General features: G+C 69.8%; 18 protein-coding genes and 1 pseudogene. 14 read left to right on the top strand and 5 right to left on the bottom strand.

Translation table 11 applies throughout. The annotated features are described in order from the left end of the window. Window positions 1-178 precede the first annotated feature (178 nt). From ACWFR3_RS08010 to ACWFR3_RS07990, 5 genes are read left to right on the top strand one after another with little or no spacing between them, the layout of a single operon-like run. Complete coding sequence (locus tag ACWFR3_RS08010; RefSeq protein WP_453733703.1) at window positions 179-1,855, top strand: extracellular solute-binding protein; 1,677 nt, start codon at window positions 179-181, stop codon at window positions 1,853-1,855. 1 nt (window position 1,856) lies between these two features. Then, window positions 1,857-2,885 (top strand): ABC transporter permease, encoded by a 1,029-nt coding sequence (locus ACWFR3_RS08005; protein ID WP_453733702.1) that lies wholly within the window; start codon window positions 1,857-1,859, stop codon window positions 2,883-2,885. Beyond that, window positions 2,882-3,808, top strand: a complete 927-nt coding sequence (locus ACWFR3_RS08000; protein WP_453733701.1) for a carbohydrate ABC transporter permease — start codon at window positions 2,882-2,884, stop codon at window positions 3,806-3,808. The genes ACWFR3_RS08005 and ACWFR3_RS08000 overlap by 4 nt, the downstream gene beginning before the upstream one ends. Window positions 3,809-3,816: 8 nt before the next feature. Next, on the top strand, window positions 3,817-5,853 hold the full coding sequence (locus ACWFR3_RS07995; RefSeq protein ID WP_453733700.1) for a beta-galactosidase: 2,037 nt from the start codon (window positions 3,817-3,819) through the stop codon (window positions 5,851-5,853). Continuing rightward, complete coding sequence (locus ACWFR3_RS07990; RefSeq protein WP_453733699.1) at window positions 5,850-6,563, top strand: glycoside hydrolase family 12 protein; 714 nt, start codon at window positions 5,850-5,852, stop codon at window positions 6,561-6,563. The genes ACWFR3_RS07995 and ACWFR3_RS07990 overlap by 4 nt, the downstream gene beginning before the upstream one ends. Here the strand turns inward: ACWFR3_RS07990 and ACWFR3_RS07985 are convergent. The 5 genes from ACWFR3_RS07985 to ACWFR3_RS07965 form a co-directional block, all read right to left on the bottom strand. After that, window positions 6,560-9,292: an exo-rhamnogalacturonan lyase family protein gene (locus ACWFR3_RS07985; RefSeq protein WP_453733698.1), complete on the bottom strand. Its 2,733-nt coding sequence runs from the start codon at window positions 9,290-9,292 to the stop codon at window positions 6,560-6,562. The genes ACWFR3_RS07990 and ACWFR3_RS07985 overlap by 4 nt on opposite strands. A gap of 76 nt (window positions 9,293-9,368) precedes the next feature. Continuing rightward, a complete protein-coding gene (locus ACWFR3_RS07980; protein WP_453733697.1) occupies window positions 9,369-9,917 on the bottom strand; it encodes a hypothetical protein in 549 nt (182 codons plus the stop codon). 39 nt (window positions 9,918-9,956) lie between these two features. Next, entirely contained in the window at window positions 9,957-10,838 is an 882-nt protein-coding gene (locus ACWFR3_RS07975; protein ID WP_453733696.1) for a carbohydrate ABC transporter permease, read from the bottom strand. Next, window positions 10,835-11,836 (bottom strand): carbohydrate ABC transporter permease, encoded by a 1,002-nt coding sequence (locus ACWFR3_RS07970; protein WP_453733733.1) that lies wholly within the window; start codon window positions 11,834-11,836, stop codon window positions 10,835-10,837. Before ACWFR3_RS07970 ends, ACWFR3_RS07975 begins: the two co-directional genes overlap by 4 nt. Next, window positions 11,836-13,131 carry an ABC transporter substrate-binding protein gene (locus tag ACWFR3_RS07965; protein ID WP_453733695.1) on the bottom strand — a complete coding sequence of 432 codons (1,296 nt, stop codon included), beginning with the start codon at window positions 13,129-13,131 and terminating at the stop codon, window positions 11,836-11,838. Before ACWFR3_RS07965 ends, ACWFR3_RS07970 begins: the two co-directional genes overlap by 1 nt. Window positions 13,132-13,476: 345 nt before the next feature. On the opposite strand from ACWFR3_RS07965, the gene ACWFR3_RS07960 reads away from it, so the two are divergent. The 9 genes and pseudogenes from ACWFR3_RS07960 to ACWFR3_RS07920 form a co-directional block, all read left to right on the top strand. Further along, window positions 13,477-14,121 (top strand): GntR family transcriptional regulator, encoded by a 645-nt coding sequence (locus ACWFR3_RS07960; protein WP_453733694.1) that lies wholly within the window; start codon window positions 13,477-13,479, stop codon window positions 14,119-14,121. Beyond that, entirely contained in the window at window positions 14,118-15,044 is a 927-nt protein-coding gene (locus tag ACWFR3_RS07955) for a dihydrodipicolinate synthase family protein (RefSeq protein ID WP_453733693.1), read from the top strand. Before ACWFR3_RS07960 ends, ACWFR3_RS07955 begins: the two co-directional genes overlap by 4 nt. Then, window positions 15,041-16,759: an L-arabinonate dehydratase gene (araD, locus tag ACWFR3_RS07950; RefSeq protein ID WP_453733692.1), complete on the top strand. Its 1,719-nt coding sequence runs from the start codon at window positions 15,041-15,043 to the stop codon at window positions 16,757-16,759. Before ACWFR3_RS07955 ends, araD begins: the two co-directional genes overlap by 4 nt. A gap of 143 nt (window positions 16,760-16,902) precedes the next feature. Beyond that, window positions 16,903-17,859 carry a carbohydrate ABC transporter permease gene (locus ACWFR3_RS07945; protein ID WP_453733691.1) on the top strand — a complete coding sequence of 319 codons (957 nt, stop codon included), beginning with the start codon at window positions 16,903-16,905 and terminating at the stop codon, window positions 17,857-17,859. Window positions 17,860-17,873: 14 nt separating this feature from the next. Next, window positions 17,874-18,767: a carbohydrate ABC transporter permease gene (locus ACWFR3_RS07940; protein WP_453733732.1), complete on the top strand. Its 894-nt coding sequence runs from the start codon at window positions 17,874-17,876 to the stop codon at window positions 18,765-18,767. Next, a complete protein-coding gene (locus ACWFR3_RS07935; protein WP_453733690.1) occupies window positions 18,764-20,032 on the top strand; it encodes a Gfo/Idh/MocA family protein in 1,269 nt (422 codons plus the stop codon). The genes ACWFR3_RS07940 and ACWFR3_RS07935 overlap by 4 nt, the downstream gene beginning before the upstream one ends. Window positions 20,033-20,039: 7 nt before the next feature. Then, entirely contained in the window at window positions 20,040-20,894 is an 855-nt protein-coding gene (locus ACWFR3_RS07930; protein WP_453733689.1) for a DUF6807 domain-containing protein, read from the top strand. Continuing rightward, window positions 20,891-22,435, top strand: a complete 1,545-nt coding sequence (locus ACWFR3_RS07925) for a family 43 glycosylhydrolase (RefSeq protein ID WP_453733688.1) — start codon at window positions 20,891-20,893, stop codon at window positions 22,433-22,435. The genes ACWFR3_RS07930 and ACWFR3_RS07925 overlap by 4 nt, the downstream gene beginning before the upstream one ends. Before the next feature lie 29 nt (window positions 22,436-22,464). Then, window positions 22,465-23,499: pseudogene (locus ACWFR3_RS07920) on the top strand (pectate lyase family protein); the annotation flags it as partial. Window positions 23,500-23,573: the final 74 nt, after the last annotated feature.

Here is a 23,573-nt window from a genome sequence, read left to right as displayed (position 1 = left end):
CTCAATCCACTGCGACTTGGCGCGAACAGGGAACTCGGCGACCCCTCGGAGGAATTCGGAACCGAGTCTTGTTACGGCTCAAGCCTTCACTTAACCTCGCAGCAACATCGAAGCGCTTCGAATGCCGACCGGCGGTGACCGCCGTGTGTCCGGGCACGCGCCACGAAGGGTTGACGCAATGACGCCGAACTCCCTCTCCGACAGCTCTCGTTCGAGCCGGAGATCTTTCCTCGCCTCATCCGGCCTCGCCGCGCTCGTCGTGGCCGGCGGGGCCCCACTGCTCACGGCCTGCGGGGGCAGCGGGTCGAAGAACGAGGGCACCACGACGGGGAAGAAGCTCAAGGACCTGCTGCCCGCGTACGTCGCGTCGGAGCTGACAGGCCCCGACATCCCCGCCAAGAACGGCTCGGCCGCGGGCTTCACCAAGGCGCTGCCCGCCTCCGAGCTCAAGCAGTCGGTGCCGCGGAAGCTCGGCAAGGGCAGCGAGTTCACCGTCATGGCGCCGATCTGGGGGAACGTGCCCAAGCAGGGCAATCCCTACTGGACGGCGATGGACAAGGCCGCCGGTGTCCGCGTCAGGTGGCAGAACCAGCAGGGCGACACGTACGGCCAGAAGCTGGGCGCGGTGCTCGCCTCCAGTGGTGTCCCGGACGCCGTGGTCGTGCCCGGCTGGGAGCTGACCGGCAAGATACCGAGCGCCATCGCGAACAAGTTCGCCGACCTCGGCCCCTACCTGAGCGGCGACAAGGTCAAGGAGTACCCGAACCTCGCCGCGATCCCCACCGGCGCCTGGCAGCGCTCCATCTTCGCCGGCAAGCTGCGCGGCCTGCCGATGCCCGCCGCCACCACGCTGAACATCGCGCCGTTCTACCGCACCGACCTCTTCGAGAAGGAGGGGCTCGAAGCGCCCACGAGCGCGCAGGAGTTCTACGACCTGTGCAAGGAGCTCAACGCCCCCAAGAGCAAGGTGTGGGCGTGCGGCGACATGACCTGGGCGGCCTGGCACATCTTCGGGGTGCTGCCCGAGAAGCCGTACTACTGGAAGCTCGTCGACGGCAAGCTCGTCAACCGCTACGAGACCGACGAGTACCTGGAAGCCCTGGAGTGGTCGCGCAAGCTGTACTCGGCGGGCTTCGTGCACCCCGACGCGAAGGCCGAGACCGGCAGCATCGGCGACCTGTGCGCGGCGGGCAAGGTCTGGATGTACTGCCAGGACCTGTCCGACTGGTACGGCAAGGCCGCCGTGCAGCGCGTGGACAACAAGAAGTTCCGCATGGAGGCGTTCGACTACTTCGCCGCCGACGGCGGCGCCCCCACGCTGTACGCGCGTCCGCCGGCCGACATCTGGACGTTCATCAGCGAGAAGGCCGACGAGAAGACCGTCCGCGACATTCTCGCCCTCGCCAACTTCACGGCCGCTCCCTACGGCTCCAAGGAGCAGCGCCTTCGCATGTACGGCGTCGAGGGCGTCCACCACACGTTCAAGGACGGCGTCCTCACCAAGAACGGCAAGGGCAACAACGAGGTCTTCTCGACGTACGAGTACCTCGCCTCGCCCGCGCCGTTCGTCGCCTACCCCGATCTGCCGGACGTCACCGAGGGCATGGTCGAGTGGCAGCAGCGCCAGGGCGCGCACACGAAGAAGCCGCTCTTCCACGGCATGCAGATCATCGAGCCGAACCGGTACACCGAGCTGAACGCCGAGTTCGAGGACCTGGAGAAGGACGTCGTGCGCGGCCGCAAGAAGGTCGGCGACATGCAGCAGGCGGCAGCGGACTGGAAGTCGGGCGGCGGCGACAAGCTGCGCGACTGGTACAAGAAGCTGCTTGACGAGACCGGCGACGCGGCGTCCTGACATGGCTCAGAGCACGACTCACGCGCGCGAGACCACCACCACCGAGCAGGCACGGGCCGAGCCCGCCGCCGGAGCCGCGCCCCCCGCGAAGAAGGCACCCGCCCGCGTCCCGCTGCGCCACCGGCTGCGCCGTGACCGCGTCCTGCTCCTGATGGTGCTGCCCGCGCTGCTGCTCCTGATCGTCTTCAACTACGTGCCGCTGATCGGCAACGTCGTCGCCTTCCAGGACTACGACCCCTACATCGCCGACAACGCGTTCCAGGCGATGACGCAGAGCCCCTGGATCGGCATCGAGCACTTCCGGCACATGGTCGAGGACCGGCTGTTCTGGCAGGCGGTCAGGAACACCTTCGCGATCTTCGCGATCCAGCTGACGCTGTTCTTCCCGCTGCCGATCGCGCTCGCGCTGTTCGTCAACAGCTTCGTGCGCCCCCGGGTGCGGGCGGTGGCCCAGGCGATCCTGTACCTGCCGCACTTCTTCTCCTGGGTCCTGGTCATCACGGTCTTCCAGCAGATGTTCGGCGGGGCGGGTCTTGTCGCGCAGGTCCTGCGGGACCACGGGCACGAGGGCTTCGACCTGATGACCGACCCGGCTCTCTTCAAGTTCCTGGTCACCTTCGAGATGGTCTGGAAGGACGCGGGCTGGGGCGTCATCGTCTTCCTCGCGGCCCTCGCCGCCGTCAGCCCCGACCTGTACGAGGCGTCGGCGATGGACGGCGCGAACCGCTGGCGGCGCATGTGGCACATCCAGCTGCCCGCACTGCGCCCGGTGGTGGCCCTGCTGCTCGTGCTCCAGGTCGGCAACGCGCTCACCGTCGGCTTCGAGCAGATCCTGCTCCAGCGCACCGCCGTGGGTCCCACGGCCTCCGAGGTCCTCGACACCTATGTGTGGAACACCGGCCTGGACAACGGCAACTTCGGTTACGGCGCCGCCATCGGCATCGTCAAGGGCGTCTTCGGCCTCCTGATGGTGCTCGGCGCCAACAAGGCCGCCCACCTCATGGGCGAGCAGGGGGTCTACAAGCGATGAGCGTGCTGAACTTCGGCATCAAGCCGGGCAGCAGGTCGGGTCTGCGCCCGGTGTGGGAGGAGCCCCCGACGCGGGCAGGACTCGCCACCAAGGGCGTGACGCTGGCCCTGGTCTGCCTGGCGGTCCTCTTCCCGGTGTGGGTGGTGGTCGTCACCAGCCTCTCCTCGGTCAGGACGATCACCGAGACGGGCGGCCTCGTGGTGATCCCGCGCGGGGTCACCTTCGTCCACTACCAGGAGCTGCTCGGGGGCGGCCAGGTGTCGCGGGCGGCACTGGTCAGCGTGGCCGTCACGGTCACCGGAACGCTGTTCAGCATGGTGGTGTCCGTCCTGTGCGCGTACGGCCTCTCGCGCCCCGGGTCGGTCCTGCACCGCCCCATCCTGCTCGTCATCGTCGCCACGATGTTCTTCGGCGCCGGGCTCATCCCCACGTATCTGGTGGTGCAGGGCCTCGGCCTCACGGACACCTATCTGTCGCTCATCCTGCCGAGCGCCCTGAACGTCTTCAACATCCTCGTCCTGCGTGCGTTCTTCATGGGCACGGCACAGGAGCTGATCGAGAGCGCCCGCATCGACGGGGCCGGGGACCTGCGCATCCTGTGGCGGATCGTGATGCCGCTCTCCCGCGCGGTGATCGCGGTCATCACCCTCTTCTACGCGGTGGGCTACTGGAGCGCGTGGTTCAACGCGTCGATCTATCTCAGCGACCCGGACATGATGCCGCTGCAGAACGTCATGCAGCAGCTGGTCATCAAGCAGCAGAAGCCGACGGGCCTGGCCCAGGCCATCAACACCGGGCATCTGTCGCCGCTCGCCATCCAGATGGCCGTGATGGTCCTGGCGCTCCTGCCGGTCGCCGTGCTCTCACCGTTCGTGCAGCGGCATTTCAAGCAGGGCATGCTCACCGGCGCAGTGAAGGGCTGACCCGTCCGATGCCTTCCCTGGACGACACCACCCGCGGCCGCATCCTGTTCGGCGGCGACTACAACCCCGAGCAGTGGCCCGAGGAGGTCTGGCGCGACGACGTACGGCTGATGCGCGAGGCCTCGGTCAACTCCGTCACGCTCGGCGTCTTCTCCTGGGCCAGGATCGAACCCCGGCCGGGCGCACGGGACTTCGGCTGGCTCGACCGGCTGATGGATCTGCTGCACGAGAACGGCATCGGCGTCGTCCTGGCGACGCCCACCTCCGCTCCCCCGCCGTGGCTGGGCCGCCTGCACCCCGAGACCCTGCCACGGGACGAGAACGGGCAGATCGAGTGGTGGGGCTCGCGCCAGCACTTCGCGCACTCCAGCGCCGTCTACCGCCGTTTCGCCGCCGCGATCACCGAGGACCTGGCGGCCCGGTACGCGCACCACCCCGCGCTCACGATGTGGCACATCAACAACGAGTACTGCACCTACGACTGGGGCGACGAGGCGGCGGACGCGTTCCGCCGCTGGCTCCTGGCGAAGCATCCCTCGCTGGACGCCCTCAACTCGGCCTGGGGCACCGCCTTCTGGGGGCAGGGCTACGACAGCTGGGCGGAGATCCTGCCGCCCCGCCGTGCCCACTACCTGAAGAATCCCGCCCAGGTCCTGGACTTCAAGCGCTTCACGTCCGACGCCCTGCTCGAATGCTTCCGCGCCGAGCGCGACATCGTCACCGCGCACACCCCGCACCTGCCGGTCACCACCAACTTCATGCCGCTGTGGTCGGGGCAGGACGCGTGGACGTGGGCCGCGCAGGAGGACGTCGTCTCCGTCGACATCTACCCCGACCCGCGCGATCCGCTCGGCGCGCAACACGGCGCCCTCGTACAGGACATGACGCGTTCTCAGGCGGGCGGCGGTCCGTGGATGCTGATGGAGCAGGCGGCAGGCCCCGTCAACTGGCGCGGGGTGAACCACCCCAAGCCGCGCGGCCTGAACCGCCTGTGGACCTGGCAGGCGGTGGCCCGCGGCGCGGACGCCGCCTGCTACTTCCAATGGCGCCAGTCCCGGCAGGGCGCGGAGAAGTTCCACTCCGGGATGGTGAGCCACGCGGGCGAGGACGGCCGCACCTTCCAGGAGATCAAGGAGCTTGGCGCCGAACTCGCCGCCGTGGGACCCGAGATCGCGGGCACCCGCGTCACGGCCGATGTGGCCGTTCTGCACGACTGGAACTCCTGGTGGGCGAGCCAGCAGGACGGCCGGCCCTCGTCCCTGGTCGACTACCCGGAGGTCCTTGGCGCCTGGCACCGCGCGCTGTGGGAGGCCAACACCCCCGTCGACTTCGCCCACCCCGAGCACGACCTGACCGCGTACCGCCTGGTCGTCGTCCCGCATCTCTATCTCCTCACCGACACGGCGATCGACAACCTCCTGATCTACGTACGCGACGGCGGCACCCTCGTCTGCGGCTTCCTGACCGGCGTCGCCGACGCGGACGACCGGGTGCGGCCCGGCGGCATGGACGCCCGCCTGCGTGCCCTGTTCGGCATCCGCACCGTGCACGAGTGGTGGCCGCTGGAAGACGGGGAGCGCGTGGACTGCGGCGAATTCACCGGCACCCTCTGGTCCGAGGAACTCCTCGCCGACGAGGGCGCCGAGACGGTCTGCGCCTACCGGGGCGGTGAGCTCGACGGGCTACCGGCGGTGCTTCGCCGCGACCGCGCCTGGTACCTGTCCACGCTTCCCGAGCCCGGGGCCCTGCGCGACCTGCTCGCGCGCGTGGCCGCCGAAGCAGGCGTACGGCCTCTGCTCGCAGGCCTCCCCCGCGGAGTGGAGGCCGTACGCCGCGGCGATCTCCTGTTCCTCCTGCACCACGGCCGGGAGCCGGTGACCGTGCCCGTACCGGGCCGGCACCTCGATCTGCTGACCGGCAGGAAGGCCGAGGACACGATCTCCCTCGGCCGCCACGGCGTGGCCGTCCTGCGCCGCGCCGACGACGACCGCGGGCCCGCCCCGGACCCGCGGCACTCCTCGCCCCACCCTGGAGACGACACATGACACGACACCCCCGCCACGCCCTCACCCGACTGCTGCTCGCCCCCGCGCTGGCGGCGGGCGCGACCTTAGGGCTCGCATCCGCCCCCGCCCAGGCAGCCGTCTGGAGCTCCTGCGACCAGTGGGGCAACACCAGCCTGAACGGCTACACCCTCTACAACAACATCTGGGGCTCGGGCGCGGGCAACCAGTGCATATCGGCGGACTCCGGCACCAAGTGGAGCGTGCGCGCCGACCACCCCAACACGAGCGGCATCAAGTCCTACCCCAACTCCAAGAAGGTCATCGGCAAGCCGGTCGACTCGCTGTCCTCGCTGAAGAGTTCGTACAACGTCAAGGTCCCGTCGGCCGGTGACTACAACTCCTCGTACGACATCTGGGACACCGACTACGACTACGAGATCATGCTCTGGGTCAACTACAACGGAAACGTCGGCCCCCTCGGCACCGCCCAGGGCACGGTGAGCCTGGGCGGTCACACCTGGGCGGTCTACAAGGGCAGCAACGGCGCCAACGAGGTCTTCTCGTTCCTGCGCACCTCCGACTCCTCGTCCGGGACCGTCGACATCCTGCCGATCCTCAAGTGGATCAAGAACACCAAGGGCTGGATGGGCAACGAGACCATCGGCGACGTGCAGTTCGGCTACGAGATCAGCGGCTCGGCCGGCGGCCTGGACTTCACCACCAACTCCCTTACGGTGTCCGGGAGCTAGCCGGGCAGCTTGTCGCCGACCAGGGCGAGGTTCTGGATGGCGGCGAGGCCGAAGAGCGCGGTCTCGTTGGTGTTGATCCGCAGATTCTCGTAGCCGGGCTCCAGGACCGCCGGGCCCTCCAGGTCGGTCTTGCCCCAGCTCATCGCCTTCGTATAGCCGTCGCTTTCGTGGAACTTCTGCCAGGCGCGTGCCGCGAGCTTCTCGTCCTTGGACCGGGCGGCAGCGTACGCGTCCTGGCGGGAGTGCCCCTGGAAGAGCAGCAGACTGCCGAAGTCCGTGCCGTAGCGCTCCTTCTGCTCGGCCTTGGTGGCGTTGAAGTAGCGGCAGTAGTCCAGCCACGCCTCCTTGAACTCCGGCTCGTCCACGAGGTCGATGAGCTCGGCGCACATCTCGACCAGGCCGAACATCGCCGAGAGGTGGGAGACGCTCACGACGGGCTCGGCGGCCACCGCGAACTTCCCGGTGTCGAGGTCGTAGAGGCCGCTGCCCTGGACGAAGCCGTTGGGCTGGGCGCCGATGGTCGCCATGGTGGAGCGCAGGCGCGCCTCCGCCTTCGCCGCCTTGGGGCCGCCGCGTTCCCACTCGGTGAGCCAGGCCGCCGCGAGGCCGCTCCAGTCGGTGCCGAAGCCGATGGACAGGGCGTTGCGGTCGGGTTCGTAGGGCTCGGTGCGGATCTTGCGCAGCGGGTCGAGGACGAGGAAGGTCTCGTCGGAGTCGACCAGGGCGTGCATGAGGTCGCCGACGCGTTCGTCGGCGGTGAGGAAGTAGTAGGGGCGGCGGTAGACGGCCGTGGAGATCCGCTGCTGCTTCGCGCTGTCCGCGAAGTGCTGCACGCCGTGCCGGGTGCCCAGGCCCGCCCACTTGCCCAGGTGATAGGCGTCGACCTCGCCGGTGTGCCGTGTCATGGCCTCCGCGAACCGGAAGATGTCGGCGCGGCCCGAGCGCAGGTAGGCGTACCAGAGCCACAGGTCGGGCGAGAGCTCGGAGTTGTCCCAGGCGTAGCCGCCGACGTCGTAGCGCCACTGGTGACGGTCCTCGTCGTAGGTGTGCATGATGTCGCCGTAGTCCCAGAAGCCGTACCAGCGGCGCTGCTCGGCCTGGTCCTTGTAGTACGTGAAGAGGAAGTCGAGGTGGTCCTCGATCATCGCCCTCGCGGGGGTCGAGCGGTCGACGGGCGAGAAGAGACCGCCGAAGACGCCGGCCTTCGTCACGTGCTCGGGGGCGGCAGCCAATTGCGGCGGGGTGCGGACGGCGGCGGCCTGGTCGACGAGGGTGGCCGCCGAGGGGGTGGCGGCATTCGCCCAGAACATCAGCTCGCTGGTACGGGCGATGCCGTACGGGGTGCCGAAGCCGGGCTCGTAGTCCTCGTAGGTGATGTTGAGGCCCTCGATCTGCTCGGGGTAGGTGTCCTGCCCCATGCCGTCGTGGTACGTGCGCAGGTCCATCGGCTGCGCCTCGGGCGACCAGAGCCAGAGCGTGACCTCGGCCGTGTCACCGGCGGCGCCCCGGATGTCGAGCTGGGCGGGGTGCTTCTCCCAGAAGTCGCGAAGGCCGAAGGAGAGGCCGCCGCCGACCCCGCCGACGTATCCGAATCCGGTCGCCCGGCCGCCGCCTCCCGCCGTGATCCAGGTGTGCCCCGGCTTGGTGCGCTTGCGCAGGGTGAAGCCGTCCGCCGAGAGCTGGGCGAGGGTGTAGTCGCCCCAGGTCGGGATGTACTGGAGGCGGGTGGTGACCCGCTGGTCCCAGGTCGCCGGGTCCGGCAGCTTCTCGCCCTTTACCTGGGCGGTACGGATCGCGGCGCCGGGGTCACGGCGCAGGCCCGTGATGCCCTTGACCGCCTCGGTCAGGAACCCCTTGCCCTCTCCCGCGATGCGGATGTGCCGGTCGTACGCCGCGTCGCGCATCGGCACACTGAAGCGGACGCCCAGGCCGCGGATGAAGTCCTTCTCCGCGTCGCCGTCGTAGGTGATGGTGTGCACCAGACGGAAGGAGTCGGCGCCCGCGTAGAAGTAGAGGCGCACACTGAAGGGCAGCCAGCTGCGGCTGCCCTTGCGGTGCTTGCCGTCGATACGGACCACGGCGCGCACCGGACCGTCCTGCTCGACCTTCGCGCCGCTGATCTCGCCGTCGAACCGGTCCCACTTGGCGTTGCCGTGGTCGCCGTCGTCGAGGTCGCTCTGCCGGAGGAGTACGAGGCGCCCGTCGGCGGCGATCTTCACGCCGTCGCGGGTGACGGACTCGACGAGCTTCTCGCCGTCCTTGGAGATGACGGTCTTGATGACGCCCGTATCGATGGTGATGGCTCTGCGGGTCTCGGTGACGGTGACCTTCCTGCCCTTGCCGGACCCTGCGGGCGCCCCGGCGCTCAGGCGGAACTTCTCCGTGCCTGCTGCCTCCGGTCCCACCGCGTGCGCCGTCCACTTCACCGAGCCGTCGGGCCAGTGGGCGGTGGTCCAGGTCTGTACGGGGACGTCCTTGCCGTCGGCGGTGGCGAGGGCGAACTTCTGCCCGGCGGGGTGGGCGCCCTTGGGCCAGGGGACGCCGAAGGTGGAGCCGGGCGCGGCGCCGAGCCCGCCCTTCTCCAGCCAGCCGACGGTGACGGGGCCGTCGTCCGCCGCCGCGCGGGGCGCCGCTTCGGCTTCGCTGCGGCCGAGCGCCCAGCTGAACTGCGCGGCGGCACCGGCCACGGCGGCGGCCTTGAGCAGGGACCTGCGGGGAATCGGGGACATGGCGATCCTTTCTTTTTACGTGGGCATGACAGACTGCGATGTGCGTACGGGGGTGCTCGGCTCCGGAATGCGGGCCTCAGGCGGCCGTTCCGCGCCGTTCGACGGCCAGCGCGGCCGCCGCGACCATCCCCAGGGCGGGAGCCGCCAGCGGCAGGGCGAACCAGGCGGACGCAGCGACCACCGCGAAGCCGCAGACGATCACCAGCGAGCCGGCGGGATCGCGCAGCGTGCGGCGCACCGCCCCGGTCAGGAGCGCGCGCCATGACGCGCCGGGGTTCCAGTTCGCGGCCGCCCGCAGCCCCGCGACCACTAGGACGAAGAAGGCGACGACCCCGACCGCGCCGACGAACGTGCCGCCGGGAAGCCCCGCCCGTACGAACGCGATGTCGGCCAGGAGCAGGGCGAGCGCCGCCCATCCCGCGAGGCCCACCAGCCAGCCGCGCCGCGCAGCCGCGCGCAGGTCGGCGGTGAACTCCCGCCACCCGGAGGTCTCATGGGCCAGATGCCGCTTCAGGTGACGGGACCCCGCCGCGAAAGCAGCGGGCAGGGTGACCAGGGGCAGGGCGGCGAGCGCGATCCACACCCCGGTCAGCAGACACTCGGCGAAGGCGCCGAAACGGTCCATGAAGAGGGACCTCTTGACGGATGTCCCGCTCACCCCGCCTCAGCCCTTCAGACCCGACGTGGCCATACCGTCGATCAGATAGCGCTGGAAGGCCAGGAAGAACGCGAGGACGGGCAGCAGCGCGACGAGGGACATGGCGATCATGCCGCCGTAATTGGCCAGGCCCTCCTGGTCGACGAACATCTTCAGACCGAGCGAGACGGTGTACTTCGAGGGGTCGTTGAGATAGATCAGCGGCCCCATGAAGTCGTTCCAGGAGTTGATGAAGGTGAAGATCGCGCTGGTGATGAGGGCGGGCCTGCACAGCGGAAGCACGATCGACCAGTAGATCCGCAGATGCCCGCAGCCGTCGAGCCGCGCCGCCTCGTCGAGTTCCCTGGGCAGGTTCCGCATGAACTGCACCATCAGGAAGACGAAGAAGGCGTCCACCGCGAGGTACTTGCCGAGCAGCAGCGGCGTATAGGTGTTGATCAGGCCCATCTTCTGGAACAGCACGTACTGCGGGATCAGGAGCACGTGGTACGGCAGGAGCAGGGTGCCGATCATCAGGGCGAAGAGCAGATTGCGGCCCGCGAACTTGATCCGTGCGAAGGCGTAGCCCGCGAGGGAGCAGGAGAAGAGCACCCCCACCACCGAACCGAGGGCCAGGAAGAGCGAGTTGGAGAAGAACGTGGAGATGGAGATGTCAGCGATGCCGTCGGCGAGACCGGCGTAGTTGGCGACGATGGGGTCCGTCGGGAACAGGTCGAGGCTTCCGACGATCTCCTCGTTCGGCTTGAACGACCCTCCGATCGCCCAGACCACGGGGTAGAGGACCACGGCCAGGACCGCGAGGGACCCGATGTGCCAGGCCGCCGAACCGGCCCCGCGCCGACGACGGGCGGCGAGTCCCGTGTAGGGACCGCGTGCTGCGCTGCTCAACGGGATGCCTCCTCGTAGTGCACCCAGCGCTTCTGGGACCAGAACAGGACCGCCGTCACCAGGGCCACCGCGAGCAGCAGCATCCAGGCCATGGCAGAGGCGAGGCCCATCCGGCTGTTCTCGAAGCCCTGGACGTAGAGATAACAGGTGTAGACGAGCGAACCGTCCGCCGGGCCGCAGGCGTTGCCGCCCGCGCCGCCGCCGACGATGTAGGCCGAGGCGAAGATCTGGAAGGAGTGGATGGTCTCCAGGAGGACGTTGAAGAAGAGCACCGGGGAGATCATCGGCAGGGTGATGTTCCAGAACCGCCGCCAGGTGCCGGCGCCGTCCACCTCCGCCGCCTCGTAGAGCTCGCGCGGCACCTGCTTCAGACCGGCCAGGAAGATGACCATCGGGGCGCCGAACTGCCAGACGGTGAGCGCGATCAGGCTGTAGATGATCCACTGCGGGTCGCCGGTCCAGCCGCCCACGTCCATGCCGAAGACCGCCCGCTGGGTACGGTCGACGATGGCGTCGTCGGAGAAGATCGCCTTCCAGACGACAGCGATGGAGACGCTGGCGCCGATCAGGGACGGGGCGTAGAACGCGGCCCGGTAGAAGGCCTGTCCGCGTCGCTTCTGGTTGAGGAGCAGCGCCACGCCGAGCGCCGCGGCCAGCTTGAGCGGGGTGCCGACGACGACGTACCAGAGCGTGACCTCCACCGACTTGCGCCAGCGCGGGTCGCCGAACATCTCGGTGAAGTTGTCGAGGCCGATCCACTTGGGGGCGTCGAACAGGTTGTAGTCGGTGAAGGCGAAGTAGAGCGAGGCGACCATGGGGCCCGCGGTGAGCAGCAGGAAGCCCGCGAGCCAGGGCGACATGAAGAGGAGGCCGGCGATGTTCTCGCCCCGCCGTCGCCGCCGCGCGGCCGCGGGGAGGCGGTCGCCGCGCGGCGGCTTCGGCTTCTCGGTGGCGACCGGGGCCGCGGGGGTCCGCAGGGACGTCATCGTGCCGCCCATCAGGTACCGAGCGCGGTCTTGCACTCGGTGAAGAACTGCTTCACCGCTTCGTCCACCGATCGCTCCCCCAGGGCCAGTTCCTCGGCGATGCGCAGGAACGCGGCCTCGCAGACGTCCGCGCCCGCCGGGTGCGGCGTGATGGTCTCCAGGACACCGGCGTCGACCAGCTGTTCCTCGTACGCGGCGATCTCCTTGTTGACCTCGGCGATCACCTTGTCCTTCTCCTCGGCGGGCTTGTACGCCTCGTACTGCGCGGTCGTGGTGGGCACCCCGCGGTCGTATCCCATGATCTTTGCGACCCCGGGGTCGTGCACCATGAAGTCGATGAACTGCGCGACCTCCTTGGGGTGCTGGGTGCGCTTGGAGCCGCTGAGCATCAGCGAACCGAGATACTGGCCCGTCTTCTTGCCGTCGGTGGTGGGCAGCGGCGCGAGGCCGTAGCTGCTCTTGCCCTCGGCGGTGTAGCGGACGGTGAAGTTGTCCCAGGTGAACTCGGAGGCGGCGATCTCGGCGGCGACGGCCGACTTGGGCTTGATCTGGGCGACCTTCTTCGGGTCGGAGTAGATCCCCGACTTCACCCCGGCGTATCCCTTGGTCCACCAGTCCTTGAGGTCGGCCTCGTCGAAGCCGAGAGCGTCCTTGGTGAAGAACGCCTTGCCCTGCTGGCGCAGGTAGGGGTCGTAGAGGTACATGACGCCGTAGAGCCCGCTGTCGCCCGCCCTGCCCTGCTTACGGATCTTCTCCATCGCGGCGTGGAAGTCGTCCCAGGTCCAGCCCATTTCCGGGGTGACCCCGGCCTTCTCGTAGACCGGCTTGTCGATCACCAGGGCCATGGAGTTGCTGCCGACCGGGACGCCGAGCAGTTTGCCGTCGACCTCGCCGAACTTCTCCAGGCCAGCACGGAAGCCGTCCAGGCGCAGGTTCCCCGCCTTGGCCTGCGCGTTCAGGTCGAGCAGCACATTGCGTTGGTCGTACTTGCGCAGGAAGCCGATCGCGTTCTGGAAGACGTCCGGCGGATTGCCGCCGGAGGCCTGGGTGTTGAACTTCTTCCAGAAGTCGAGATAGGGCTGGAAGTCCGTCTTCACCTTGATCTTCGGGTACTTCTTCTCGAAGAGCTCGATGGTGCGGTTGATCCGCTTGGCGCGGTCGTCGGAGCCCCACCACGCGTACCGGATGGTGACGGTGCCGTCCCCCGACCCGCTTCCGCCGCCGCAGCCGGCGGCGGTCAGTCCGAGGGCCGCCAACGAACCGCCGGCCAGTTTCAACAGGCCGCGCCTGTCAACTTCCCCATTCATCGGCACAGTTCGTCCTCCGTCAGTGCGTCAGCACGCGATTGAATCGTTTTAGGCAAGCGCTTGCCGGGACAAGGTAGGGAGCCCGAGTCAGTACGTCAACGGTTCGGACAGGAACTGTCGAAGCGCTTCGAGTCCGATCACGCCGACTCCGAAATCCCGAACGAGTTTTCCTGCGCGAAACGTTGACGCGGGGCTGTCCGCGACCTAACTTCATCGCGTCGTACTTCGTACGTCATATATGAGACGCGATACGCGATGGCCGTCACGATCATGGCCGCACGACGACTGCACGCATGATGTCTGCACGACGGCCACACGACGGCTGCACGACGACTGAGAGCATCGATGAACTTTGCGCCCCACCCCATCCCCTCGCGCACGCAGTACGTGCTCGAGGCGGTCAAGCACCGCATCCTCACCGGGCAGTTGGCTCCGGGCCAGCCACTCGTGGAGACCGAACTGGCCGCCCAGTTCGCCGTCTCCAAGACGCCCGTGCGGGAAGCGCTGAAGACGCTCGCCGGGACCGGGCTCGTCGTCATGAGCCAGTACAAGGGCGCCACCGTGCGCACGGTGGACGCGGCGATGGCGCAGGAGGTCTACGACGTACGCCTGCTGCTCGAACCGGAGGCACTGCGGCGCACCGTCCGCTCCGGCGCGCTCCTGGAGGAGGCGCGCGACGCCCTGGAGCGGGCCGACACCGCGTCGGACGCGGCCGAACGCTCGCTGGCCAACCGCGAGTTCCACCGCGCGCTCTACGTCCCGTGCGGCAACCCGCTGCTCTCCCGGATGCTCGACGACGTGCGCGACCAGGCAGCCCTGGTCTCCGCCGTCGCCTGGGCCGCCCTGCCGTCCTGGGAGCGGGAGGCGGCCGAACACCGGGAGATCCTGCGCCTCGCGCTCGCCGGTGAGGCCGACGCGGCGGCGCGCGGGCTCCACGACCACATCGCCTCGTTCGTGCAGCGGGCGTTCCCGGAGGGGGATCTTTCATGACCGCGCCTTTCGACAACTCCCGCTTCGCCGCCCTGCGTGCCGCGCTCGCCGACGTCGTCGCGATCCCGGTGACCCCGTTCGCCGACGACGGTTCCGTGGACCGGGACACCTACCGCACCCTGGTGCGCCGCCTCACCGACGGCGGCGTGCACACCCTCACGCCGAACGGCAACACCGGCGAGTTCTACGCCCTGGACCCCGACGAGCGCCGCCTGGTCACCGAGTTGACCATGGAGGAGGCAGGCCGCAGCGGGGCCACCGTGCTCGTCGGCGTCGGCCATGACCTGCCGACCGCGATCGCCGCCGCCCGGCACGCACGGGATTCCGGGGCGCACATGGTGATGGTGCATCAGCCGGTGCATCCGTACGTCTCCCAGGACGGCTGGGTCGACTACCACCGCGCCATCGCCGCCGCCGTGCCCGGGCTCGGCGTCGTCCCGTACATCCGCAATCCCCGTCTCGACGGCCGGCGCCTGGCCGATCTCGGCGAGTTGTGCCCCAATGTGATCGGCGCGAAGTACGCGACGCCGGACGCCGCCGCCTTCGCCGCGTTCGCCAGGGACGCGGGGCTCGAACGCTTCGTATGGGTGGCGGGGCTCGCCGAGCTCTACGCGCCCGCGTACTGGGCCGTGGGCGCGACCGGCTTCACGTCGGGCCTGGTCAACGTCGCGCCCGAGGTGTCCCTGAACATGCTCGAAGCCCTGCGCGCGGGTGACTATCCGGCGGCCATGGAGGTCTGGGAGCGCATCCGCCGCTTCGAGGAGCTGCGCGCCGCCGACAGTTCCGCGGACAACGTCACCGTCGTCAAGGAGGCCCTGGCCGCGCTGGGTCTGTGCCGCCGCGAGGTGCGCCCGCCGAGCCGTGTCCTGCCCGTCGAGCGGCGGGACGAGATAGCGGCGCTGGTGAAGGCGTGGGCGATATGAAGGCGCCCGAGGAACTGCGCAGCCACCAGTGGTACGGCACGGACGGGCTGCGGTCCTTCAGCCACCGGGCGCGCACCCGGCAGCTGGGGTATCTGCCCGAGGAGCATCTGGGCAAGCCCGTCATCGCGATCCTCAACACCTGGTCGGACATCAACCCGTGCCACGTCCATCTGCGTGATCGCGCGCAGGCGGTCAAGCGCGGGGTGTGGCAGGCGGGCGGCTTCCCCCTCGAATTCCCCGTCTCCACGCTCTCGGAGACCTTCCAGAAGCCGACCCCGATGCTCTACCGCAATCTCCTGTCCATGGAGACCGAGGAGCTGCTCAGGTCGTATCCGGTGGACGGTGCCGTACTGCTCGGCGGCTGCGACAAGACGACGCCCGCCCTGCTGATGGGCGCCGCGAGCGCCGACCTGCCGACCGTGTTCGTGCCGGCCGGGCCGATGCTGCCCGGGCACTGGCGCAACGAGGTCCTGGGCTCCGGCACCGACATGTGGAAGTACTGGGACGACAAGCGCGCAGGCCTCATCGGCGACTGCGAGCTGGCCGAGCTGGAGAGCGGTCTGGCCCGCTCCCCCGGCCACTGCATGACCATGGGGACGGCCTCCACGCTGACCGCCGCGGCCGAAGCGCTCGGCGTGACGCTGCCCGGCGCCTCCTCCATCCCCGCGGTGGACTCCGGGCACGACCGGATGGCGGCCGCGTCCGGGCTGCGGATCGTCGACCTCGTGCGCCAGGACCTGAAGCTGTCGAAGCTGCTCACCGCGGAGGCATACGAGGACGCGGTCGCCACCGTCCTCGCGCTCGGCGGCTCCACCAACGCCGTGATCCACCTGATCGCGATGGCGGGCCGCAGCGGCATACGACTCACGCTCGACGACTTCGACCGGATCGCGCGGACCGTGCCGGTCCTGGCCAACCTGCGGCCCGGCGGGCAGTACCTCATGGAGGACTTCCACTTCGCGGGCGGACTCCCGGCGTTCCTGGCCCAGTTGACCGACGTGCTCCACCTGGACCGGCCCACCGTCGCGCACGACACGCTGCGCGAACAGCTCGCGTCCGCCGTCGTGCACAACCCCGAGGTCATCCGCCCCCGCGAGAAGCCGCTGGCCGACGAGGGCGGTGTGGCGGTCCTGCGCGGCAACATCTGCCCGGACGGCGCCGTCATCAAGCACATCGCCGCCGAGCCGCACCTGCTGCGGCACACCGGCCCCGCGGTCGTCTTCGACGACTACCGGCACATGCAGCGCACCATCAACGACCCGGCGCTCGGCATCACCGCGGAGCACGTCCTCGTGCTGCGCAACTCCGGCCCCCTGGGCGGTCCCGGCATGCCCGAGTACGGCATGCTCCCGATCCCCGACCACCTGCTCAAGCAGGGGGTGCGCGACATGGTGCGGCTCTCCGACGCGCGGATGAGCGGCACCTCGTACGGCACGTGTGTGCTGCACATCGCGCCCGAGTCGTACGTGGGCGGACCGCTCGCCCTGGTCCGTACGGGAGACCTGATCACCCTGGACGTCGAGGCGCGCTCGCTCCATCTCGACGTGTCCGACGAGGAGTTGGAGCGGCGCCGCGAGGCCTGGACACCGCCGCCCGCCCGCTACGGGCGCGGCTACGGCGCGCTCTACAGCGAGCAGATCACGCAGGCCGACACCGGCTGCGACTTCGCGTTCCTGGCCCGCGAGGGCGAGGTCCCCGACCCGTACGCGGGCTGAGCCGAGCACCCCCGCCGCACCTCTGCACGAGCTTTCTGTACGCGCTTTCTGTACGCGCACTTTTTGTACGAGATTTCGAACAACGTCTGCGAAGCGCTTCATCTCGCCGACTGTGTGCCGCCCATGAGAACGGAGAAGCAGACATGGCCTCAGCTGTGGCGAAATCGCCACCGCAGCCACCGCCCCGGCGCCGCACGCCGGGTGCGCACCGGCGCCGAACGGGAGCGACCCCGCGCCGCCTCCCGTATCTGCTGATCGCGCCGGCCGGACTCCTGATGGTGGGCTTCATCGCCTACCCGGTCATCAGCGTCTTCTACTACAGCCTGCGCCACTACAACCCCACCAAGCCCTGGCGTGACGGCTTCGCGGGCTTCGACAACTTCGTCACCGCGTTCACCGACGACCCGCAGTTCTGGCAGACGCTCGGCTTCAGCCTCCAGTGGGTGGCCGTCGAGGTCGTCCTGCAGCTGCTCCTGGGCCTGGGTCTCGCGCTGATCGTCAACCAGACCTTCATCGGCCGGGCGATGGCCCGTGCCCTGGTCTTCTCGCCGTGGGCCGTCTCCGGCGTGCTCACCTCGACGATCTGGCTGCTGATCTTCAACTCGCAGACGGGCATCACCCGTTACCTCGCGGACATGGGGATCGGCTCGTACGGAACGTCCTGGCTCTCGGACACCGGCACCGTCTTCCCGGCCGTCGTCGTGGCCGAACTCTGGCGCGGTGTGCCCTTCTTCGCGATCCTCATCCTCGCCGACCTGCAGTCCGTCTCGAAGGACCTGTACGAGGCGGCGGAGGTCGACGGCGCCAGCCGCTTCCGGCAGTTCTTCCACATCACGCTGCCGCACCTGAAGGACGCGATCATCCTCTCCACGCTGCTCCGCGCGGTCTGGGAGTTCAACAACGTCGACCTGCTCTACACCCTCACCGGCGGCGGACCCGCCGGTGAGACGACCACCCTGCCGCTGCGCATCGCGTCCATCGCCGTCGACTCGCACGACTTCGGCTACGCCTCCGCGCTGACGTCGATCGCGTTCGTGATCCTCCTCTTCTGCTCGATGGTCTATCTGCGGCTGAGCAAGTTCGGAGGGCAGGACAAGTGAGCACCACACAGCACCTGAACAGGGCAGCCGACACCGCGGAACCCACCGAGCCCGCGAGGCCGCTCACCGGCGGCCCGCGCACCCCCAAGCGGCGCCCCTGGGACGAGGCCCCCCGCTGGCAGATCTATCTCCCGCTCGGCCTCTATCTCCTGTTCACCCTCATCCCCTTCTACTGGATGCTGCTCTTCGCGATCCGCCCGGCGGGCTCGACCTCGCTGCTGCCCTGGCCGATCACCTTCGAGCACTTCGACAAGGTGTGGACCGAGCGCAGCTTCGCGCTCTTCTTCCAGAACAGCCTCATCGTCGGCCTCCTGTCGATGCTGATGACGACGCTCGTCGCCCTGGCCGGCGGCTACGCCCTGGCCCGCTTCGATTTCAAGATCAAGCGCGGCTTCATGCTGGCGCTGCTCTGCTCGCAGTTCATCCCCGGCGCGCTGATGCTGGTGCCGCTCTTCCAGATCTTCGCCAACCTCCAGATGATCAACTCCCTCGGCAGCGTCATCATCGCCGAGGCCGTCTTCCAGCTGCCGCTCTCGATGATCCTGATCAGCGGGTTCATCAAGAACGTGCCGTACTCCCTGGAGGAGGCCGCCTGGGTCGACGGCTGCGGACGCTTCCGCGCCTTCTGCGCCGTCGTCCTGCCTCTCCTGCGGCCGGGTCTGATCGCGGTCGGCTCCTTCGCCTTCGTGCACAGCTGGAACCACTTCCTGTTCGCCCTGATGTTCCTCTCCAACCAGGACAAGCAGACGATCCCGGTCGGCCTCGCCACCCTGATGGGCGCCGACAGCGTCGACCTCGGGGCGCTCGCCGCGGGCGGCGTCATCGCCGCCCTGCCCGTCGTGATCGTCTTCGCCTTCATCCAGAAGTGGCTGGTCACCGGGTTCAGCGCCGGGGCGGTGAAGGGATGAGCGGCCGGGCTTCCCAGCCGGCCGCCGCGGCGCACCGCACCCCGCTGCCGCTCGTCCTGGCCGGTGCGCGCGGACACGGCCGCTGGCACCTGGAGAACATCCGGCGACTCCAACAGGCCGGTCTCGTACGGCTCGTGGGAATCTGCGAGCTCGATCCGCTGACCGGCGCCGAGCTCGAAGGCCTGGGTGAGCCCGCGCAGTCAGCGGACTTCGCCGGTCTGCTCGACGCCACCGGGGCCGCCGTCGCCGTCATCTGCACGCCCATCCCGACCCACGCGGACCTGGCCCTCGCCGCCGCCGCGCGCGGCGTGCACCTGCTCCTGGAGAAGCCGCCCGCCCCTTCGTACGCCGACTTCGAGCGGATCACCGACGCGGTGGACGCCGCGGGCGTGGTCTGCCAGGTCGGCTTCCAGTCGCTCGGCTCGCACGCCGTGCCCGCCGTCCGCGCCCTGATCGCCGACGGAGCCATCGGTGAGCCGACGGGTGTCGGCGCGGCGGGTGCCTGGGCGCGTGACGAGGCGTACTACCGGCGCGCGCCCTGGGCGGGGCGGCGCCGGATGGGCGGCGCGGACGTCGTGGACGGGGTCCTGACCAACCCCCTCGCCCACGCCGTGGCCACCGCGCTGGCCGTCGCCGGGGCCGGCCGGGCCGAGGACGTCACGCGGGTGGACACGGAGCTGTTCCGCGCCAACGCCATCGAGTCCGACGACACCTCGTTCGTGGGGATCACCACCGCGGGCGGCGGCCGCGTCGGTGTCGCCGCGACCCTCTGCGCCGAGCGGCCCGACGAGCCGTACGTCATCGCGCACGGCACCCGGGGCCGCATCACCTTCTGGTACAAGCAGGACCGGGTGCTCGTGCAGCGCGCGGGTCACGGACCCGAGGAGGTCCTTCACGGGCGGACGGACCTCCTCGAAAACCTCGTCGACCATCTCGCGGGCCGCGCCGGGCTGCTGGTTCCGCCCGCGTCGACGGGCGCCTTCATGAAGGTCGTCGAGGCGGTACGCACGGCACCCGAACCGCGCGCCCTGCCGGCCGAGGCCTGGCGCGTCCTGCCCACCGAGCAGGAGGGCGTACGGCGACGGGTCGTGCACGGCATCGACGGGCTCGTCGCGGCGAGCGCCGACACGCTGTGCGGCTACGCGGAGCTCGGCGCGTTCTGGGCCCTGCCCGACCAGCCGCCCGCGCCCGTGTCCGGCTCCCAGATCCCCGCCACCGAGCCCGCCACCTCTCGCTCCCCCACCGCCGAGACCCCACCGAGGTGAGAACGCCATGAACAGAACCGCGACCGACACCGCGCTCATGCTGCGCTGCTCGGGCCGCCCCGTCGGCCGGTACGTCATCCACCCCTCGGCCGCACCGCGGCTCGCGCCCCGCCCCTATCTCCACCCCGTGCGCACCTTCGGCGGCCTCGCCGTCACCGAGTCGGGCCCGGCCGACCACCCGCACCACCTCGGCGTCGGCGTCGCCGTGCCCGACGCGGCGGGCCGCAACTTCTGGGGCGGGCGCACCTACGTACGCGACCAGGGCCCGACCGAACTCGACAACCACGGCGAACAGCGCCACCTGGAGTTCAAGCTGCGCGACCCGGACGGCTTCGTCGAGGAGGTCGGCTGGCTCGACGGGGAGTGCGAGCTGCTGCGCGAGCGGCGCACCGTCGCCGTCACGCCCCTCACCCCGTCCGCCTGGGCCCTCGACTTCACGTTCTCCCTCACCAACCCCGCAGACACGGAGATCTCGATCGGCAGCCCCGCCACCAACGGCCGCCCCGGCGCCGCCTACGGAGGCTTCTTCTGGCGCGCCCCCAAAGAGACGCGGGCACCCGAGGTGTTCACCGCGGACGCCGACGGGGAGGCCGCCGTCCACGGCTCCACCGCCGACTGGCTGGCGCTCGCCGGCCAGGGCTGGACCCTCGTCTTCGCCGGGGCGACGCCCGGCACACGACGCGACCCGTGGTTCGTGCGCACCGCGGAGTATCCGGGCGTCGGCTCCTCGCTCGCGCACACCCGGCGCCTGCCGATCGGCCCCGGCGAGACCGTCGTACGCCGTGTCATCACCGTCGTCTCCGACGGCCGGCCGGGCCGTGCCGAGTGCGCGGGGCTCGTCCGCAAGGCGGTGACCGCGTGAACGCCCTCCCCGGTCGCCGCACCGGCGACCTCGGTGACGGGACCTATCGCAATCCCGTCCTGGCCGCCGACTGGTCCGACCCCGACGTCGTCCGCGTCGGCGACGACTTCTACCTCACCGCGTCCAGCTTCGGGCGCGCGCCGGGCCTGCCGCTCCTGCACTCCCGCGACCTGGTGAACTGGACCCTGATCGGGCACGCCCTCGATCGCCTGGAACCCGCGGAGGCGTTCGCATCGCCGCGGCACGACTGCGGGGTGTGGGCGCCGTCGATCCGGCACCACGACGGCCGGTTCTGGATCTTCTGGGGCGACCCCGACCACGGCGTGTACCAGGTCAACTCCCCCGACATCCGCGGCCCTTGGAGCAGCCCGCACCTCGTCAAGGCGGGCAAGGGGCTCATCGACGCCTGCCCGCTGTGGGACGAGGAGCGCGGCGAGGCCTATCTGGTGCACGCCTGGGCCAAGTCGCGCTCCGGCGTCAAGAACCGGCTCACCGGTCACCGCATGAGCCCCGACGGCCGTGAACTCCTGGACGAGGGGCAGGTGTTGATCGACGCCGACCTGATTCCCGGCTGGTTCACCCTGGAGGGGCCCAAGCTGTATCTCCACGACGGCTGGTTCTGGATCCTCGCCCCCGCCGGCGGCGTGGAGACCGGCTGGCAGGGCGCCTTCCGTTCACGGACCTTCCAGGGCCCTTACGAGCAGCGGATCATCCTGGAGCAGGGCGGCACCGACATCAACGGCCCCCACCAGGGCGGCTGGGTGCGCACCCCGGCCGGCGAGGACTGGTTCCTGCACTTCCAGCAGCGCGGGGCCTATGGCCGTGTCGTCCACCTCCAGCCACTGAGCCTGGACACGGACGGCTGGCCGGTGATCGGGGACGACGGCGCCCCCGTCGCCGTACACAAGAAGCCGGACCTGCCCGCGCAGCCCGCCTCGGCGCCCGCCACCGACGACGACTTCCCCGGCGGGCGGCACGGCCGCCAGTGGCAGTGGTCCGCCAACCCCCGTGACGGCTGGGCGACCTCGCACGGCGCGGACGGTCTGCGCCTGGCCTGCGTACGGTCCGCCGACGCCCACGACCTGCGCCGCCTGCCGCACGTCCTGACCCAGCGCCTGCCGCTCACGCCGTGCACCGTCGAGGTCGGTCTGCGCCTCGACGCCACGGCGGCCGACGCCAGGGCCGGGCTCGCCGTGCTCGGCGACGCCTTCAACTGGATCGGCCTCGAACGCGACGGCGACGGGACGGTCCGCCTCGTCCACCGGTTCGCCGAGTCCGTCGCCGAACGGGAGCGCGACGCCGGGCATCCGCGCCCCGCTCCCGACGGCACCGCACGCCTGCGGATCGACATCACGGACGGCGCGCGCTGCCGCTTCTCGGCCGACACCGGCGACGGCTTCCGGGCGTCGGGCCCGGTCTTCGCCGCGTCGCCGTGGCGCTGGGTGGGCGCCCTGCTCGGCCTGTTCGCCACGGCACCGGCAGGACGGAACGGGGCCGGGACAGCCCTGTTCACGCACTTCCGCATCACCACCGCCGACTGACCCTGCCCGTAAGCCTGTTGGGAGCCGCAATGGAGCAGCACCTGCACAGCACCGGACGCCTGGGGGCCCGCGCCCTCGCGGCGGTCGCCGCGCTGGCCCTCGTCCTCGGTCTGACGACCCTGCACGATCCGGCGCGCGCCGACGCGGCCCCGGCCCACGGCCGCGTCTCCGGCACCCCGCACGGCTTCGCCTCACTGGCCGGGGGCACCACAGGGGGCGCGGGCGGCAAGGTCGTCACCGTCACCGACCAGGCATCGCTCGCCAAGTACGCGGGCGCCGAGGAGCCCTACGTCATCCGCGTGAAGGGCACGGTGGCCGTCGAACCGTTCGGCTCGGACATCGTGGTGGCCTCGGACAAGACGATCGTCGGCGTCGGCAGAACCGGCGAGATCGTCCACGGCGAGCTGCATCTGAACCCCGGCACGAGCAACGTCATCATCCGCAACCTGACCATCCGCGACTCGTACGTGGCCGGCGACTGGGACGGCAAGACGCAGGACTTCGACGCGATCCAGCTGGACTCCGTCGACCACGTCTGGATCGACCACAACCGGCTCACGCGCATGGGCGACGGCCTGATCGACCTGCGCAAGGACAGCGAGTACATCACGGTCTCGTACAACCGCTTCGAGAACCACAACAAGGCCTTCGGCATCGGCTGGACCGACCAGGTCAAGACGCAGGTGACCATCGACCACAACTGGTTCAGCGGGACCAAGCAGCGCAATCCCTCCGCCGACAACTGCGCCTACGCACACCTCTACAACAACTACGTGTCGGCGCAGGTCCCCGACGGCGACCCCATGTGGACCTACGGCAACTGGGCGCGCGGCAGGACGAAGATGGTCATCGAGAACAGCTTCTACGAGGACGTCCAGCACCCCTACCAGGCCGATGACACGGCCGAGTTGGTGCAGCGCGGCTCGATCGTGAAGAACACGACGGGACGCCACGACGCGTGGGGGGCGGCCTTCGACCCGCGCGACTTCTACGCCTACGACCTCGATCCGGCTGCCGCCGTCCCCCGCCTGGTGAAGAAGTTCTCCGGGCCGCAGAAGGCGATCGCCCCCTGACCCCACAGCACCTCGCACCACCCGTACAAGCACGCCCGTACAAGCACACCCGTACATCTGGAGAA

The sequence above is a fragment of the Streptomyces sp. NPDC055189 genome, from assembly GCF_053606765.1.
Note: the sequence above shows the minus strand (reverse complement) of the source record. Positions and strands in the feature narration are given on the sequence as shown.

What these genes read in the sequence shown, in the direction of transcription:
- ACWFR3_RS07995 (WP_453733700.1), top strand. Translation starts at nt 3,817, where the DNA reads ATGCCTTCCCTGGACGACACCACCCGCGGCCGCATCCTGTTCGGCGGC.
- ACWFR3_RS07960 (WP_453733694.1), top strand. Translation starts at nt 13,477, where the DNA reads ATGAACTTTGCGCCCCACCCCATCCCCTCGCGCACGCAGTACGTGCTC.
- ACWFR3_RS07955 (WP_453733693.1), top strand. Translation starts at nt 14,118, where the DNA reads ATGACCGCGCCTTTCGACAACTCCCGCTTCGCCGCCCTGCGTGCCGCG.
- ACWFR3_RS08005 (WP_453733702.1), top strand. Translation starts at nt 1,857, where the DNA reads ATGGCTCAGAGCACGACTCACGCGCGCGAGACCACCACCACCGAGCAG.
- ACWFR3_RS07980 (WP_453733697.1), bottom strand. Translation starts at nt 9,917, where the DNA reads ATGGACCGTTTCGGCGCCTTCGCCGAGTGTCTGCTGACCGGGGTGTGG.
- ACWFR3_RS07985 (WP_453733698.1), bottom strand. Translation starts at nt 9,292, where the DNA reads ATGTCCCCGATTCCCCGCAGGTCCCTGCTCAAGGCCGCCGCCGTGGCC.
- ACWFR3_RS07945 (WP_453733691.1), top strand. Translation starts at nt 16,903, where the DNA reads ATGGCCTCAGCTGTGGCGAAATCGCCACCGCAGCCACCGCCCCGGCGC.
- ACWFR3_RS08010 (WP_453733703.1), top strand. Translation starts at nt 179, where the DNA reads ATGACGCCGAACTCCCTCTCCGACAGCTCTCGTTCGAGCCGGAGATCT.
- araD (WP_453733692.1), top strand. Translation starts at nt 15,041, where the DNA reads ATGAAGGCGCCCGAGGAACTGCGCAGCCACCAGTGGTACGGCACGGAC.
- ACWFR3_RS07990 (WP_453733699.1), top strand. Translation starts at nt 5,850, where the DNA reads ATGACACGACACCCCCGCCACGCCCTCACCCGACTGCTGCTCGCCCCC.
- ACWFR3_RS08000 (WP_453733701.1), top strand. Translation starts at nt 2,882, where the DNA reads ATGAGCGTGCTGAACTTCGGCATCAAGCCGGGCAGCAGGTCGGGTCTG.
- ACWFR3_RS07970 (WP_453733733.1), bottom strand. Translation starts at nt 11,836, where the DNA reads ATGGGCGGCACGATGACGTCCCTGCGGACCCCCGCGGCCCCGGTCGCC.
- ACWFR3_RS07965 (WP_453733695.1), bottom strand. Translation starts at nt 13,131, where the DNA reads ATGAATGGGGAAGTTGACAGGCGCGGCCTGTTGAAACTGGCCGGCGGT.
- ACWFR3_RS07935 (WP_453733690.1), top strand. Translation starts at nt 18,764, where the DNA reads ATGAGCGGCCGGGCTTCCCAGCCGGCCGCCGCGGCGCACCGCACCCCG.
- ACWFR3_RS07930 (WP_453733689.1), top strand. Translation starts at nt 20,040, where the DNA reads ATGAACAGAACCGCGACCGACACCGCGCTCATGCTGCGCTGCTCGGGC.